Origin of the sequence: Paracoccus aerodenitrificans (assembly GCF_027913215.1) — a bacterium.
In the GTDB taxonomy this organism is placed as follows: Bacteria; Pseudomonadota; Alphaproteobacteria; order Rhodobacterales; family Rhodobacteraceae; genus Paracoccus; species Paracoccus aerodenitrificans.
Map to the genome: position 1 here is coordinate 1,391,523 of NZ_CP115784.1, position 16,661 is coordinate 1,408,183.

Consider the following 16,661-nt stretch of genomic DNA (forward strand, 5'->3'; position numbering starts at 1 on the left):
TCGTTATGTTTCTTTAAACATATTGACTGTTATCCTGATGCAGGCAAGCGATAATCCCGTGAAGAAGGAGATAAAATTGACAGATCACGGCCCCGACTGGTCCCGCGCCGAGGCGCTGCGGCTTCTGGATTTTCATGCACAGGCGGTGAACCCGGCGGGCGGTTTCTTCAAGCTGGCGGCAGATGGCACGCCATTGCCGGACCGGACCCGTGAGCTGCACGAGACCACGCGGATGATCCACGCTTATGCACGCGGCGCGGCGCTGGATCATCCCGAAGCGCGGCGGATCGTCGATCACGGCATGGCGTTTCTGCTGAACGGGCATCTTGACGCCCAGAATGGCGGCTTCTGGTGGAGCGTAGGGGATGACGGGCCGGTGGACCGGCGCAAACAGGCCTATGGTCATGCCTTTGTGCTGCTTGCAGTGGCCTCGGCGGCGCAGCTTGGCCATCCGGATGCGGCGGGGCTGCGCGATATGGTGATGACGGTCCTGCGCACACGTTTCTGGGAACCTGCTATGGGGCTGGTTTCGGATACATTCGATGAGGACTGGACCAATCCCCCCGCCTATCGCGGCGGGAATGCGAATATGCATCTGACCGAGGCTCTGCTGGCCGCTTTCGATGCCTGGCGCGACCCGGCGCATCTGGATATGGCGCGATCCATCGCCGGTTTCATGATCGACCGCCATGCCCGCGCCGAAGGCTGGGTGGTGCCTGAACATTTCACGCCGGATTGGCAGATCGACCGTAATTTCGAGGGCGATCCCATGTTCCGCCCTCCCGGCACCACGCCCGGCCATGCTATCGAATGGGCGCGGCTGATCCTTGAATTTCGTGAGGCGGGCGGGTTCGATCCGCGCGACGCCTGGACAGTCGAGGCCGCGAAGCAGCTTTATTCCCGCGCCATCGCGGATGCCTGGCTGCCCGAGGGCGGGCTGGCCTATACGATGGGCTGGAACGGAGAGATCGACAATCGCCGCCGCCTCTGGTGGCCCGTGGCCGAGGCCGTCGCGACATGCCATGCGCTGCATAAGGCGACCGGGGACAAGGCATGGTTTGGCGATCTGGACCGGCTGTGGAGCCATCTGCATACGGCGCATATCGACCATGAACATGGTGGCTGGTATGCCGAAATCGACGCGGATAATGCCCCGGTCCAGACGCTGTTCCCCGGCAAGCCGGATATTTATCATGCGCTGACGGCCACAATCTCGGGCATTCAGCCGGGCTGAATCGTTCGTCCCCGTAGTTCCGGCTGTGAGCAGCGCCGGAAGGCAACTGCTGGGCCTGTTGATCGGGTTCGCTATATCTTATGGGCGATATCGTTTCATAATTTCCGCAATACCATGCACCTATGCAGGAATATTAAATCAGAATTATTTGCGTTTGCTGCATTGCGGTTATTCGTGGACAGCGCCTTGAACGCCGCTCGAAAAGCGCTAACGGGTAGCGGGAACCATTGACATTTCCCGTATTCAGGCGGAACCTGAGCCTACCAAACTTCGGGTAGGCAACAGGAGAGGATCATGAATATAGACCTCTCGCGGCGCAGTTTTCTGAAACTTGCCGGCGCGGGTGTCGTAGCAACATCGCTGGGGTCAATGGGCTTCGGCGAGGCAGAGGCGCAAGAGCTTGCGCTTATCAGGCCCCTCAAGCTGGCGACACTCACCGAAATCCGCAGCACATGCCCGTATTGCTCGGTTGCCTGCGGCATCATCATGTATTCGCAGGGCGATGCCCGCGAAGGACAGGCCGATCTGATCCATATCGAGGGCGATGTGGATCACCCGACCAATCGGGGTACGCTGTGTCCGAAAGGCGCGGCGCTGAAGGATTTCGTTCTGTCCGACACCCGCCTGACCGAACCGAAGATCCGCCGCCCCGGCAGCGCCGAGTTTGAGTCGATCAGCTGGGATGAGGCGCTTGACCGCATCGCCCGTGCGCTGAAGGATGACCGCGACGAGAACCTTGTGCAGTTCAACGAGGCTGGCGTGCCGGTCAACCGTCTGACCACGACCGGCGTTCTGGCGGCCTCGGCCACGACGAATGAAACCGCTTGGGCGACCTTCAAGGTCATCAAGGCGATGGGGATTGCAGGCTTCGATAATCAGGCACGCGTCTGACACGGACCGACGGTGGCCAGTTTGGCTCCAAGCTTCGGTCGCGGTGCGATGACCAACTCCTGGACGGACATCAAGAACACCGATCTGGTGATCGTGATGGGCGGGAATGCCGCAGAAGCCCACCCCTGCGGTTTCAAATGGGTCACGGAAGCCAAGGCGCATCGCGGCGCCAAGCTGATCGTGGTCGACCCCCGCTTCACCCGGACGGCAGCGGTCAGCGATTATTATGCCCCGATCCGCCCCGGCACCGATATTGCCTGGCTGATGGGCATGATCCGCTGGATGATCGAAAACGATAAGGTCCATTGGGAATATGTCCGCAACTTTACCAATGCCGCCTTCATCGTGAAGGATGAGTTCGGCTGGGAAGACGGGTTGTTCACCGGCTACGATCCGGCCACGCGGGATTACGACCGTTCAAGCTGGGATTACGTGATCGGCGAGGACGGCTATGCCGAAACTGACCCGATGCTGGAACATCCGCGCTGCGTCTGGCAATTGCTGAAGGCGCATGTCGATCAATACACGCCTGAGATGGTAGAACGGATCACCGGCACGCCCGCCGACCGCTTCCTGCATATCGCGGAAATGATCGGTGAGACCTCGGCACCCGACAAGACCATGACTTCGATGTATGCGCTTGGCTGGACACAGCATTCCAAGGGCAGCCAGAACATCCGCGGCATGGCGATGCTGCAACTGATCCTCGGCAATATCGGGGTGATGGGCGGCGGGATGAACGCGCTGCGCGGGCATTCGAATATTCAGGGCCTGACCGATATGGGCCTGATGTCGAACCTGCTGACCGGCTATCTGAACATGCCGACCGAGGCAGAGGTGGATTACGACACCTATATGTCCACCCGGAACTTTACCCCGCTGAGGCCGAACCAGACCAGTTACTGGCAGAATTATTCCAAGTTCATGGTTTCGTTCATGAAGGCCATGTGGGGCGATGCCGCGCAGCCGGAAAACGACTGGGCCTATCACTATCTGCCCAAGCTGGATGTGCCGAATTACGATATTCTGCGCATGTTCGAGCTGATGAATGAAGGTCACGTGAACCTTTATTTCTGTCAGGGCTTCAACCCGCTTCTGGCCTTCCCGAACCGGGGCAAGCTGACCTCGGCGCTGTCGAAGTTGAAACTGTTGGTCACGATCGACCCGCTGGAAACCGAAACCGCGCGGTTCTGGGAAAATCACGGCGAGTATAACGATGTCGATACCGCCTCGATCCAGACCGAGGTGATCCAGTTGCCCTCGACCTGCTTTGCCGAGGATGAGGGCTCGCTGACCAATTCCGGCCGCTGGCTGCAATGGCACTGGCCGGGCGCGACCCCGCCCGGTGAGGCGAAGCTGGATACCTGGATCATGGCGCAGATCTTCCTGCGCGTGCGTGAGCTTTACCGGCAGGAGGGCGGGGCTTTCCCCGATCCGATCCTCAACCTGACCTGGGATTACGAGGACGAAAACGATCCCACGCCGCAGGAACTGGCGATGGAGATCAATGGACGGGCGCTCAGCGATGTCAGCGATCCGAATGACTCGTCCTCGGTTCTGATTCCCGCCAGGCAGCAGGTGACGAATTTCACGCAGCTCAAGGATGATGGCTCGACCATGTGCGGCTGCTGGATCTATTCCGGCTGCTGGAATCAGGACGGCAACAACATGGCGCGGCGGGATAATTCCGACCCGTCCGGGCTTGGGGTCTATCAGAACTGGAGTTGGGCATGGCCGGTCAACCGGCGCATCCTGTATAACCGTGCCTCCTGCGACATTCAGGGACGGCCCTTCGATCCGGAACGGATGCTGATCGAATGGGACGGCGAACGCTGGACCGGCAACGATATCCCCGATATCGGCGTCACCTCGCGTCCCGAAGAGGTCGGGCCGTTCATCATGAACCCCGAGGGCACCTCGCGTCTCTTTTCGCGCGGCATGATGCGGGACGGGCCGTTTCCAACCCATATGGAGCCGTTTGAAAGCCCGATGGCCAATGTGTTCAACGCAGAGATGCGCGGGAACCCGGTGGCGCGGGTCTTCGAATCCGATGTGGCCGATCTGGGCACATCCGAGGAATTCCCGTTTGTCGGCACCTCGTACCGGTTGACCGAGCATTTCCACTATTGGACCAAGCATAACCGGGTGAACTCGGTGCTGCAGCCGGAATTCTTCGTCGAAATCTCGGTCGAACTGGCCGAGCAGCAGGGCATCAGCAATGGCGGATGGGTGCGGATCTGGAACAAGCGGGCCTCGATCAAGGCCAAGGCGATGGTGACCAGACGCATCAAGCCGCTGATCTGCGACGGCAAGCCGGTGCATGTGGTCGGTATTCCTCTGCATTGGGGCTTTACCGGGGCGGCGAAAAAGGGCTTCGGGCCTAACTCGCTGACCGTGTTCATCGGTGATGCCAATATCGAGACACCGGAATCCAAGGCATTCCTTGTCAATATCGAGCCTGCGGAGGGGCCAGTGGCATGAGCACCAATCCAGCACCGGCCCCGAGAACGGCCGTATCGAACCCGCCCATCGAACCGATGGCGCCGAACCTGACCGATGCCGCAATCATGCGGGCATCGGCCACGCCGGACCTACCGGAACCGACGCAGCAGATGGAAAAAGTCGCCAAGCTGATCGACATTTCCAAATGCATCGGATGCAAGGCCTGCCAGTCGGCCTGTATCGAGTGGAACGACACCCATCCCGAGATCGGGACGAATATCGGGTCATATGACAACCCGCATGACCTGACCTCGGAAATGTACACGCTGATGCGGTTCAGCGAATGGGAGGACCCGGAAACCGGAGATCTGGAATGGCTGATCCGCAAGGATGGCTGCATGCATTGCGAGGATCCGGGCTGTCTGAAAGCCTGCCCGTCCCCCGGCGCAATCGTGCAGTACACGAACGGTATCGTCGATTTCATTCACGATAAATGCATCGGTTGCGGCTATTGCATTCAGGGCTGCCCTTTCGACATTCCGCGCATGTCTCCGACGCGGCATGTCGTGTCGAAATGCACACTCTGTTCGGACCGGGTCGCGGTGGGGCAGGGACCTGCCTGCGCCAAGGCATGTCCAACTCAGGCAATCGTGTTCGGCACGAAGGACGATATGGTCGCCCATGCCGAAACCCGGATCGATGATCTGAAATCGCGTGGCTATGATAATGCGGCGATCTATGACCCGCAAGGCGTGGGCGGCACGCATGTTTTCTATGTGCTGCCCATCGGCGACAAGCCCGAGCTGTATTCCGATCTGCCCGCCGATCCCGAAATCTCGAACGTGGTCGAGGGCTGGAAAGGACCGACAAAGACGATCGGGCTGGCGGCCATCGGACTTGGCGCTGCGGGTGCGATCCTGCACTCGATCTTCGGCAAGCCCAATACCGTCAGCGCCGAGGATCAGAGCGAGGCCGAAGAACTGGTCGATGAGGAAATGGCCACCGCCGGTTCCGCACAGGCAGAGGAGCAAGCGTAATGGCCCGCCGCGAATTCTCCGAACCGACCGACAAGATCGTCGCCACCGAGCCCGTCGAGATCAGGCGTTATGCGACTCATACCAGGATCAATCACTGGTTCACCGCATTCCTGATTATTCTTCTGATCCTGTCGGGTTTCGCGCTGTTTCATCCCTCGCTGTTCTTCCTGACCGCGCTGTTCGGCGGAGGGCAGGCGGCGCGGTTCCTGCATCCGATCTTCGGCGTGGTGGCCTGTCTCAGTTTCCTGCTGCTGTTCCTGCAACTCTGGCGGCTGAACATCATGCGGCGCGAGGATGTGGTCTGGGCGCAGAATATCAATGAGGTGCTGTCAGGGCATGAGGAGCGCCTGCCGGAACTGGGGAAATATAATCTCGGCCAGAAAATGGTGTTCTGGGGCATGTTCTGGCTGCTTTTAGCGATGGTGATTTCGGGGGTGATGATCTGGCAACAATTCTTCCCGGATCTGGTCTCGATTCCGGTACGGCGTTGGGCCGTTCTGGTTCATTCGGTCTCGGCGGTGCTGGCGGTGCTGGTCATTATCGTGCATGTCTATGCGGCGTTCTGGACACGCGGTACGCTCAGCGCGATGACAAGCGGCCGGGTGACGGGTGGCTGGGCATGGAAACATCACCGCAAATGGTTAAGGGAAGTTGCTAGACGTCAGGACACGCCCCCGGCAGAATGACGCCTGAGGCCTCAGGGCCGTCAGTGAGCAGGAGTTTCATGAGTCCCAGTCCCGACCCCTCCGTGATCGGCGGCGTTGCCTCGCCCGAATTTGCGCGGATGCCCGACCCTCAGGTGGTTTTCGCCCGGCGTGCACAGCGTTTCCGCCATCTTGCAGGCGGATCGCAACTTGCGCCGTATCTGCTGTTTCTGGCCGATATCTGCGATGTGCAGGTGGCACTCGCGGCGGAACTTCCGACCCCCGCGCCTGTCAGCGCGGAAACCATCGCCAGAAACCGCAGTTACCGCATGCCGCCCATCGACCGCGCGACGCTGATCGCGTCAAAGGATATGGCGCAGGTCATGGATGCGCTGCTGGAGCGTGCCGCAGGCATCGACATGCCCGAGCCTGCCCGCGCCGCATTGCAATCGCTGCGCGATGCGCCCGCTGATGACCGGCAGGCATTGCTGGCCGAACTGGCATCGGATCATGTACCGGACGGATTTGCCGCCCCTGCCGCTTTCGCTGCCGCCGCGTTTCAGCTTGCGGCAGCTCGGCTGGCGGCTCTGCTGGATGCGGATCAGCTTGTTCCGGTCCGCGTCGGAACCTGCCCCTCCTGTGGCGGAAGGCCGGTCAGTTCTCTGGTCACCGCGACGCAACATCTTGAGGGCGCACGCTATGCCTGCTGCGCGGGATGCGCGACGCAATGGAACGAGGTCCGGGTCAAATGCCTGTGCTGCGGCTCGACCAAGGGGATCGGCTATCGCGCGGTCGATGACGGCTCGGGCGATGCGGTGATCAAGGCCGAGATCTGCAATGAATGCCAGTCCTGGGTGAAGATCCTCTATCAGAACCGCGATACCGGGCTGGAGCCGGTGGCGGATGATATTGCCAGTCTCGGGCTGGATGCGCTGATGCGCGAAACCGAGTGGGACAGGGGCGGCTTCAACCCGTTTCTGATCGGGTATTGAGCGCCGCCCTGCGTAACCTGCCCTCTGTGGACCGGGTGCTTGCGACGGAGGAAAGCGCGGCGCTGATTTCGGTGCATGGACGGCAGCAGGTCACCGGCGCGATCCGGGCGGCGGTGGATGCGCTGCGTCAAAGCGTGCTTGCCGGAGCGGCGATGCCCGGCGATCCGGCGCAGGCGGTTCTGGCAGCGGCGGCGGCGGATCTGGACCGGCCCGATCCGCTGCGGCCCTGCCTCAATCTGACGGGGACGATCCTGCACACCAATCTCGGCCGCGCCCTGCTGCCGGAAGAGGCCGTTCAGGCGGCCGCAGATGCGATGCGCTCTGCCGTGGCGCTTGAATATGATCTGATCTCGGGCGGACGCGGTGAGCGTGACGATCATCTGCGCGGGATTCTGCGCGATCTGACCGGGGCGGCGGACGCCACCATCGTCAATAACAATGCCGCTGCGGTGCTTTTATCGCTGAACAGCTTTGCCTCGGGGCGCGAGGCGGTCGTCTCGCGCGGAGAGCTGATCGAGATTGGCGGAGCGTTCCGCATCCCCGATATCATGGCCCGCGCCGGAGCGAAGCTGGTAGAGATCGGCACCACGAACCGCACACATCCGAAAGATTACCGCGCCGCAATCGGGCCGGAAACCGGCATCGTGCTGAAGGTGCATTGCTCGAATTACCGGATCGAGGGCTTCACGCGCGAGGTCGGGGCCGAGGAACTGGCCGGGATCGCGCATGAGGCGGGTGTGCCGCTGATGAACGATCTGGGCTCTGGCAGCCTGATCGATATGTCGCGTTTCGGGCTGCGGCAGGAACCGACTGTGGAGCAGGCGGTCTCGGCGGGGGCCGATCTGGTCACGTTTTCGGGGGATAAGCTGCTTGGCGGTCCTCAGGCCGGATTCATAGTCGGCAGCGCGGATCTGATCGCGCAGATCAACCGCAACCCGATGAAACGCGCCATGCGTCTGGACAAGATCCGGATCGCGGCGCTGTCGGCTGTGCTGAAGCTGTATCTCGATCCCGACCGGCTGATCCTGCGCCTGCCGACGCTGCGCATGCTGTCCCGGCAGCGCGACGACATCACGGCGCAGGCGACCCGGCTGTGCGACCGCGTGGCAGAGCGTATCTCGCCGCTTGGTTTCCGGGTCGCGGTCTGCGATTGCGAAAGTCAGGTCGGTTCTGGTGCGCTGCCGACCGATACGCTGCCAAGCGCCGGGCTTGCGCTGACCGGCACGGGCAGGGCCGGTCTCGTGGAACTGGCCGCGAAGCTCCGCGATCTGGCCGTGCCGGTGATCGCGCGGATCTCGGACGGTGCGCTGATCCTTGATCTGAGGGCGCTGCGCAAGGACGGCGATCTGCTGACGGCGCTTGAGGGGCTGTCGCATTGATCGTCGGGACGGCGGGTCATATCGACCACGGCAAGACGGCTCTGGTGAAGGCGCTGACCGGGACGGATGCCGACCGGCTTGCCGAAGAAAAGAAGCGCGGCATTACCATCGATCTGGGCTTCGCCTATGCCGATCTCGGCGACGGCTCGGTGACCGGCTTTGTCGATATGCCGGGGCATGAGCGGCTGATCCATAACATGATCTCGGGCGCGGGCGGGATCGATGCCGCCATGATCGTGATCGCCGCCGATGACGGGATCATGCCGCAGACAAGCGAGCATCTGGAAATCCTGTCGCTGCTTGCGGTGCGTCATGCGGTTGTCGTCATCAGTAAATCGGACCTTGCCGACCAGACCCGGCTGAGCGCGTTGCGCAGCGAAATCGAGGCCAAGCTGGACGATACGCCGATGCGCGGTGCGCCGGTGATTGCCGCCTCTGCCGTCACCGGACAGGGTATTGACGCGCTGCGTTTGGTTTTGTCCGGGATGGCCGGTCAGATGGCGGCGCGAAGCGATGCGGGGCTGATGCGGCTGATCGTCGATCGCAGCTTTACGCTGGAAGGGGCTGGCACGGTCGTGACCGGGATGCTGGTTTCGGGCGCCGTGAAGATCGGGGATGAGGTCCTTCTGTCTCCCTCGGGGCTGCCTGCACGGGTGCGCGGGATCCGGGCGCAGGACCGCAAGGCGGATTGCGCCGGGGCAGGTGCGCGGGTTGCGCTGAATCTGGCGGGGATCGGCAAGGATCAGATCAGCCGTGGCGATGTGGTTCTGACGCCTGGCCTTCACGCTCCGACCGACCGCGTGGATGGGGTGCTGCGATGGATCGATGCAAAACCCTTTGCCAGCGGTGCGCGGGCGCGGTTCCATGCCGGGGCCGCCGATGCCGAGGCGCGGCTGGTCTCTCTGGAGGGGCGGCAGGACGGGGCCGAACTGGTGCAGATCGTGCTCGACCGGCCCCTTGCGCTGAACTGGCATGAGGCGTTTATCCTGCGCGATCCCTCGGCCAGCCGCACGCTTGGCGGCGGTCGTCTTCTGGATCTTAGGCCACCCGCGCGGAAACGTGCCACAGAGGATCGGCGCAATCTTCTGGCGGCGCTGAGCATCGCGGATGCGGACACGGCCTTGCGTGAGGTTCTGGCGGTGCCGCCGCATTTCATGGATCTGGACGGTTTCCTGCGCGATCGCAGCATCCGACCGGATACGGGGATCGGGAGCGAGCATGTGATCCTCGGCGCGGAACCACGCATCGCGATCAGCCACGAAACGCTTGCTTCGCTGAGCGGGCAGATCGCCGATATTCTGGCGGCGTTCCATGCGGAAAACCCCGATCAACAGGGCATGCCGCGTGAGGCCTTGCGGCTTTCCCTGCAACCGCGCCTGCCGAAAAATGCTTTCACCGCGCTGCTTCGGAAAGCCGTGGATGATGGCCGGATCGTGCTGGAAAGCGGGATGGTGCGCCTGCCGGACTATATCGCCCGGATGAGCGAGCAGGATGAGGAGATCTATGCCAGCATCGCCCCGCAGCTTGGCGGCGATGCAAGGTTCCGCCCGCCGCGTGTGCGCGATTTCGCCGGAGATCTGAAGATGGATGAGCGCGAAATCCGGCGCATGCTGAAACTCGCCTCACGGCTTGGTCGTGTGGATGAGATCGCGCGGGATCATTTCTTCCTGCGCGGGACAACAATCGAAATGGCCTCGATCCTCCGCGAGCTTTCGAACGAGTCAGAGGATGGCTGGTTCGCTGCACCCGCCTTCCGCGACAGGTTGCAGAACGGGCGCAAAGTGGCGATCCAGATCCTCGATTTCTTCGACCGTTACGGGCTGACGCTTCGCAAGGGCGATTTGCGGCGGGTTAATTCGCATAGAAGCGATTTGTTCGCCGGATAGGCTAGCTGCGCGGTTCGCCCCGCAGCGCAAGGCCGGATGCCACTGGCGGTTGCCAGGTCCGGGATTGCGGCAGAGCGCCTGCCGGTGTCGTGCCGATCTGTGACCCTCCGGTGCCGCCGGTCCAGCCGGTCGTGCCGGCGTTTTGGGCAGAAGTCCCTTCCTCAGCCGCAGAGGGCTGCGTGGCAGGCACCGCCACCGATCCCGAAGATCCTGCATCGGCTTGCGTGCCGTCCTGCGCTGCCTCCTCTGGCTGCGACGCCGCCTGATCCTGATTTGCCGCAGCAGCTTCCGGCTGGCCGTCAGTCGTGGGTTCGTCGCGGATACTGACCGCCTCGGCATCTTCCGGCTGCGATCCGGCAGCGGGCAGGGGTGCGACCGTGTCCATCAGCGCCGCGTCGCCTTCCGCATTGGAAACGGTGGCCGGTATGGCGGGATCGGATTCTTCGGTCACATTCGCCTGAACCACATCGGGGACCGCAACAGGAGAAGTCGCTGCTGGCTCCGGTGCCTCACCGGTCACCGCTTCAGATCCTGACTGCGGCGGCGCGTCCTCGATGGGAAACGGGGACACATCGGCCCATATCGGCAGGGCCAGTGTGGAAAGCAGCAATGAGGCGACGGCGATACGCATCTCTGATCCTTTGCGGTTGGATAGCAAAACTCCGGCTCTCAATGAAACGCGGGTCTGGAAGATGGGTTCCCGATAGGCCGGATCGTGGCGGGCGGGAAAGCGCCCTTGACCGCAAGGCGCGGGCGCGGTTCAGTCCCGGCATGGCTGAAGGAGCGGAGATGTGAGTATTGTCACCGGCAAAGCGTGGCGTCTGGCCGATGGGACGGAAATCGCGGTGGCTCTGGCCGAAGAAACCGCCATCGCGGTGACCTATGACGGCACGACCCATGCGGTGCTGATGGGCAGCCCCGCCGATCTTGAGGATTTCGGAATGGGGTTTTCCCTGACCGAAGGCATCGCCCGTCCCGATGAGATCGACGACATCCTGCCCGAGCCGGTCGCGGGCGGCATAGATCTGCGGATCTGGTTGCGCCCCGAGGCGGGCCACCGTTTCCTTGAGCGCAGGCGCAGCACGGTCGGGCCGGTTGGCTGCGGTCTCTGCGGGGTGGAAACGATCGAGGCGGCGATGAGGGCTCTGCCGCCGGTAACCGGGGATTGCGTGATCTCGGGCGCGGATCTGGACAAGGCCGTCGCTGCGATGGATCAGGGGCAGGCGCTGCGCGACGCCACCGGGGCAAGCCATGCGGCGGGGTTTTTCGTGCCGGGACATGGGCTTGTCGCGCTGCGAGAGGATGTCGGCAGGCATAACGCGCTCGATAAGCTGGCCGGAGTGCTGATCCGGGGCGGGCATGGCGATGTGATCGGGAAAGGTGCGGTGGTGATAACCAGCCGGGTCTCGGTCGATCTGGTGCAGAAATGCGCGACGCTCGGTGCTCCGGTGCTTATCGCTCTGGCGGCGCCCAGTTCCGCCGCGGTTGCTGCCGCCGATGCCGCCGGGATCGGCCTTGCCGCGCGTGCCCGCTCATCGGAGCGGGCGGAAATCCACACTCACGCCGAACGCTTCGCGTAAGCTAGTCGCGCAGCCACCCCATCAGAACCCAGGCCAGACCCGAGCAGATCAGCGCCGCCAGCATCATCGGCGTGGGTGTGCCGTCATATGCCAGACCGACAGGGGTTGCGATGGCGACCGCACCCAGGGATGACAGCGCAGCGACGATACTGGCGGTCATGCCGGCCACATGCGGCATGTTCTGCATCGCGAGAGCGTTCAGATTGCCGAATGTTACCCCGGCCATGAAGAACAGGCTGACTGCCCAGATGAAGAAACCGTAAAACGCCGCATCCCCCTGCAAAGCGCCCGAGGCCACCAGCATCAGCGCCAGAGTGGCCGAGACCACCTGCATCGCATAGGCCGACCGCGCAATGCGGCGCATTCCGAAGCGCATCACGTAACGGGCATTTGCGATGGTGCCCGCCCCTGACAGCAGCGCCATCACCGCGAACCATTTCGTGAAACTGTCGGCGCGATCATATGTAATTCCGAAAAGCTGCTCGGAGCTGGAGAGAAGCGAAAACATCTGCGCGAAGCCAAGCGTCAGGATCAGCGTGCACAGCATGACCTGCCGGTTCGAAAGAACCTCCCGCGCCGAAGCCGCCAGCCGTGCCGGGCTCAGCGGAATCCGGCGCTCGGGCGGGAGGGTTTCGGGCTGGCGTAGGCCGACCCAGGTCACACCGATCAGGCCGAAGGCGATAAATGCCGCAAACACGCCGCGCCAGCTTCCCGAGAGATTGATGATCACCTCGCCAAGCGCCGGGGCGAGTGCCGGGATCATAATAAAGATCATCATCACGAAACTGGTGATCCGGGCCATTTCGCGACCTGCATACAGATCGCGGATCAGCGCGGTTCCAGCGATGCGCGGACCCGATGCGCCCATTCCCTGCAGAAAGCGCAGCACCAGCAGGATGGTCAGGCTGTCGGCAAAGATCGCTCCGGCAGCGGCGACGATATACAGCGCCGATCCCAGCATGATCGCCCGCTTGCGCCCGATTGCATCCGAGACTGGCCCGGCCATCGCGGTGCCAACGCCCATCCCGGCCATGAAGCTCATCAGCACAAGCTGTGCACGGTTCGGATCGCCCGGAGACAGCTCGTCCGCGATATCGGAAAGGGCCGGCAGCATGGCGTCGATGGAAAATGCGACCGTTGCAAAGAGAACCGCCAGCATCGAGACGAATTCCGGCAGTGAAAGCGTCCGCGCCGCGGCGGGCGCGGGTGTGATCTTTTCCGGCGTTTGCATTCTGGAAACCTTGTTCAGGATAGGTAGGCCATATACCCATGATCCTGGATCGGCAAGGCGGCGGGGAAATCGCGGGCTTGCACAGACCGGACGCAGCCTGCAGTTCCGCGCAGGTCGCACCGGCGGGATAACTTGGCGGACGGAAACCGGAACGGATACAGAATATGCGGCATATCTTGCTCAGCTCGGTCAAGGATGAGGGGCCGTTCCTTCTGGAATTCGTGGCCCATCACCGGGTTCTCGGCTTCGATGCGCATCATTTCGCAAGCAATGACTGCAGCGACGGCTCGGATCTTTTGCTGGATGCGCTCGCCGCACATGGCGTCGTGACCCATACGCGCAGCAAGCCCAAACCCGGAGAAGTGCCGCAGCACAAGGGCTATCGGCGGATCCGGCGCGCATACGATATTCAATCCGCCGACTGGATCATGGTTCTGGATGCTGACGAGTTCCTGATGATCGACCGTGGCGACAGGCGCGTCGCGGATCTGACGGCACTTGCAGGGCCCGAAATCGACCTGATCACGCTGAACCCGATGAATTTCGGCACGGGTGACTCGCCCGACTGGCAGCCGGGCCGCGTCGCCAGCCAGTTCACCCGTCGCCTGCCGGTCCGTAACCGCGCCAATGGCCCGGTGAAAAGCCTCAGTCGCGGTCACGATCTGTGGCAGGGGATGCATAATCATCATCCGGTGAAGTTCAGTGCCGACCGGGATATCTGCTATATGCGCGGCAATGCCGAAACAGGAATTGTACCGAATGACGGTATGCCCTGGAATCATCTGCGTTTTTTCAAGCCCGACCGGATGACGCATGACATCGCCTGGTATAACCACTATCCGATCAAATCGATCGATTCCTATATGCTGCGCCGGGCAAGAGGCAGGGGGGCAGTCAAGCTGGGGGAACCCTCGCTGATCCGTCACGATGAGGAGTACTGGACACGCTTTGCGGGCGCCTCGGTCCGCGATACGCGCATTCTGGATTTCTATGGCGAGGAAACCGAGGCTGAAATGGCGCGGCTTCTGTCCCTGCCGGGCGTTGCCGAGGCTCAGGCCGAGGCTGAGCGCCGCTATGCCGCCCAGATCGCGGCGATTGCCGACGATCCCGAGCCGTAAGCGGTTGACATCAGGGCGATCCGGCTGCATCTGAACCGGGACATACCCGCAACCGGGCGTTCCGTGGGCGCCAAACCGACGAGGAGACGGCCATGAGCCAGATTTCCCTGACATTTCCCGATGGCAATTCGCGCGACTATCCGGCAGGCGTGACTGCCGCCGAGGTCGCGGCCTCTATCGCCCCAAGCCTTGCCAAGAAGGCGATTTCGGCAAGCCTTGACGGGCGGCATATCGACCTTGCCTGGCCGATCCATGACAGCGGCGCCATCGCCATCAATACGATGAAGGATGACGCGCCTGCGCTTGAACTGATCCGCCATGATCTGGCCCATGTCATGGCCCGTGCCGTGCAGGAAATCTGGCCGGATGTGAAGGTGACCATCGGCCCGGTCCGCGATTATGGCTGGTTCTACGATTTCGACCGCGCCGAACCCTTCACGCCCGAGGATCTCGGCCAGATCGAGGCGAAGATGAAGCAGATCATCGCCGCCCGCGATCCGGTGCGTACCGAAATCTGGGACCGTCAGCGTGCCGTCGATCACTACAAGGCGCAGAACGAACCCTTCAAGCTGGAACTGATTGACCGCATCCCTAAGGACGAGGATGTGCGCATGTACTGGCATGGCGACTGGCAGGATCTGTGCCGCGGGCCTCATTTGCAGCATACCGGCCAGATCCCTGCCGATGCGTTCAAGCTGACCCATGTCGCCGGGGCCTATTGGCTTGGCGATTCCAGCCGTCCGATGTTGCAGCGCATCTATGGCGTGGCCTTCCGCAACAAGGACGATCTGAAGGCCCATCTGCACATGCTGGAAGAGGCCGCGAAGCGCGATCACCGCAAGCTGGGCCGCGAGATGGATCTGTTCCATATGCAGGAAGAGGCTCCGGGCCAGGTCTTCTGGCACCCGAATGGCTGGAATATCTATACGACACTGCAGGATTACATGCGTCGCCGTCAGCGGGCTGGCGGCTATGTCGAGGTGAACACGCCTCAGGTCGTCAGCCGCAAATTATGGGAAGATTCTGGCCACTGGCAGAATTATCAGGACCATATGTTCATCGTCGAGGTCGATGAGGAACATGCAAAGACCAAGACGGTCAACGCTCTGAAGCCGATGAACTGCCCCTGCCATGTGCAGATTTTCAATGTCGGACTGAAATCCTATCGCGACCTGCCGCTGCGCATGGCCGAGTTCGGGTCCTGCAACCGCTATGAGCCCTCGGGTGCGCTGCATGGCATCATGCGGGTGCGCGGTTTCACGCAGGACGACGCTCATATTTTCTGCACCGAGGATCAGATCGAAGAGGAAACCAAGCGTTTCATCGACTTCCTCTCGGCGGTTTACCGCGATCTCGGTTTCGACAGTTTCCGGGTCAAATTCGCGACGCGCCCTGAGGAACGCGCAGGCAGCGATGAGGTCTGGGACAAGGCCGAATCCGCGCTGCTTTCGGCGACCCGCGCTGCCGGGATCGAGCCAGAGATCAATCCGGGCGAGGGCGCGTTTTACGGCCCCAAGCTGGAATTCGTGCTGACCGACGCCATCGGGCGGGATTGGCAATGCGGCACGCATCAGGTGGATTTCGTGCTGCCGGAACGGCTGGATGCGGAATATGTTGCGGCGGATGGCTCGAAACAGCGTCCGGTCATGCTGCACCGGGCGACTCTGGGGTCGTTCGAGCGGTTCATCGGGATCCTGATCGAGAACTTCGCCGGTAAGCTGCCTTTCTGGCTGGCACCGCGTCAGGTTGTCGTCGCATCGATTGTGTCGGATGCGGATGAGTATGTGCGCGAAGTTGTCGGCGCCTTGCAGGCGGTAGGGGTCCGGGCCGAGGCGGATACACGTAACGAAAAGATCAACTATAAAGTCCGCGAGCATTCGGTTTCAAAGGTTCCCGTAATACTTGCAATCGGGATGAAAGAAGTAGAAAGTCGCTCGGTATCAATGCGCAGGCTCGATAGCCAGGGAAGTGAGACCCTGGCATTGGCTGATGTGCTCACAAGACTTGAAGCTGAGGCAACGCCGCCTGATATGGGCTGAATCTTGCCGATGTCACTAAAGTTTGACACCCACGATACAGTCGAGGGTGATTCTGGCTTGCGTTTCGCCGCTGCTGCTTCATGGTGTTAACCGCGTGAGCGTTACTTTCTACCGCCTCCCTTCACGGGGCAGCCGGACTATCGAAAGGGCTGCACGGCCCGGTCGCAATGAAGCGGCAGGGAAACTTG

13 protein-coding genes are annotated in these 16,661 nt (G+C 62.0%); 11 read left to right on the forward strand and 2 right to left on the reverse strand.

All coding sequences use genetic code 11. The features are described 5' to 3' along the window. Window positions 1-76 precede the first annotated feature (76 nt). The 8 genes from PAE61_RS08330 to selB all read left to right on the forward strand — a co-directional run bounded on the left by PAE61_RS08330 (window position 77) and on the right by selB (window position 10,505). Complete coding sequence (locus PAE61_RS08330; RefSeq protein WP_271114850.1) at window positions 77-1,234, forward strand: AGE family epimerase/isomerase; 1,158 nt, start codon at window positions 77-79, stop codon at window positions 1,232-1,234. Window positions 1,235-1,528: 294 nt separating this feature from the next. After that, window positions 1,529-2,125 (forward strand): molybdopterin-dependent oxidoreductase, encoded by a 597-nt coding sequence (locus PAE61_RS17660; protein ID WP_491899768.1) that lies wholly within the window; start codon window positions 1,529-1,531, stop codon window positions 2,123-2,125. Window positions 2,126-2,137: 12 nt separating this feature from the next. Further along, window positions 2,138-4,606 carry a formate dehydrogenase-N subunit alpha gene (gene fdnG / locus PAE61_RS08335; protein WP_491899769.1) on the forward strand — a complete coding sequence of 823 codons (2,469 nt, stop codon included), beginning with the start codon at window positions 2,138-2,140 and terminating at the stop codon, window positions 4,604-4,606. Further along, window positions 4,603-5,604, forward strand: coding sequence for a formate dehydrogenase subunit beta (gene fdxH, locus PAE61_RS08340; protein ID WP_271114852.1), 1,002 nt, complete (start codon window positions 4,603-4,605; stop codon window positions 5,602-5,604). Before fdnG ends, fdxH begins: the two co-directional genes overlap by 4 nt. Beyond that, complete coding sequence (locus tag PAE61_RS08345) at window positions 5,604-6,290, forward strand: formate dehydrogenase subunit gamma (protein WP_271114853.1); 687 nt, start codon at window positions 5,604-5,606, stop codon at window positions 6,288-6,290. The genes fdxH and PAE61_RS08345 overlap by 1 nt, the downstream gene beginning before the upstream one ends. Before the next feature lie 38 nt (window positions 6,291-6,328). Next, on the forward strand, window positions 6,329-7,240 hold the full coding sequence (gene fdhE / locus PAE61_RS08350; RefSeq protein ID WP_271114854.1) for a formate dehydrogenase accessory protein FdhE: 912 nt from the start codon (window positions 6,329-6,331) through the stop codon (window positions 7,238-7,240). Then, window positions 7,237-8,619 (forward strand): L-seryl-tRNA(Sec) selenium transferase, encoded by a 1,383-nt coding sequence (selA, locus tag PAE61_RS08355; RefSeq protein WP_271114855.1) that lies wholly within the window; start codon window positions 7,237-7,239, stop codon window positions 8,617-8,619. The genes fdhE and selA overlap by 4 nt, the downstream gene beginning before the upstream one ends. Further along, window positions 8,616-10,505 carry a selenocysteine-specific translation elongation factor gene (selB, locus tag PAE61_RS08360; protein ID WP_271114856.1) on the forward strand — a complete coding sequence of 630 codons (1,890 nt, stop codon included), beginning with the start codon at window positions 8,616-8,618 and terminating at the stop codon, window positions 10,503-10,505. The genes selA and selB overlap by 4 nt, the downstream gene beginning before the upstream one ends. 1 nt (window position 10,506) lies before the next feature. Here selB and PAE61_RS08365 read toward each other — a convergent pair whose 3' ends face one another. Next, the gene (locus tag PAE61_RS08365; protein WP_271114857.1) at window positions 10,507-11,136 is read right to left on the reverse strand and encodes a hypothetical protein; all 630 of its coding nucleotides are present in this window, start codon (window positions 11,134-11,136) and stop codon (window positions 10,507-10,509) included. Between the two features lie 160 nt (window positions 11,137-11,296). Between PAE61_RS08365 and fdhD the strand changes: the two genes are divergently transcribed. Beyond that, a complete protein-coding gene (fdhD, locus tag PAE61_RS08370) occupies window positions 11,297-12,085 on the forward strand; it encodes a formate dehydrogenase accessory sulfurtransferase FdhD (RefSeq protein WP_271114858.1) in 789 nt (262 codons plus the stop codon). A gap of 1 nt (window position 12,086) precedes the next feature. Here fdhD and PAE61_RS08375 read toward each other — a convergent pair whose 3' ends face one another. Then, window positions 12,087-13,316 (reverse strand): multidrug effflux MFS transporter, encoded by a 1,230-nt coding sequence (locus PAE61_RS08375; RefSeq protein WP_271114859.1) that lies wholly within the window; start codon window positions 13,314-13,316, stop codon window positions 12,087-12,089. A 164-nt stretch (window positions 13,317-13,480) separates the two neighbouring features. Here PAE61_RS08375 and PAE61_RS08380 point away from each other — a divergent pair, with 164 nt between their 5' ends. Continuing rightward, window positions 13,481-14,434: a glycosyltransferase family 2 protein gene (locus PAE61_RS08380; RefSeq protein WP_271114860.1), complete on the forward strand. Its 954-nt coding sequence runs from the start codon at window positions 13,481-13,483 to the stop codon at window positions 14,432-14,434. Window positions 14,435-14,526: 92 nt separating this feature from the next. Continuing rightward, the gene (gene thrS, locus PAE61_RS08385; protein WP_271114861.1) at window positions 14,527-16,473 is read left to right on the forward strand and encodes a threonine--tRNA ligase; all 1,947 of its coding nucleotides are present in this window, start codon (window positions 14,527-14,529) and stop codon (window positions 16,471-16,473) included. Window positions 16,474-16,661 lie beyond the last annotated feature (188 nt).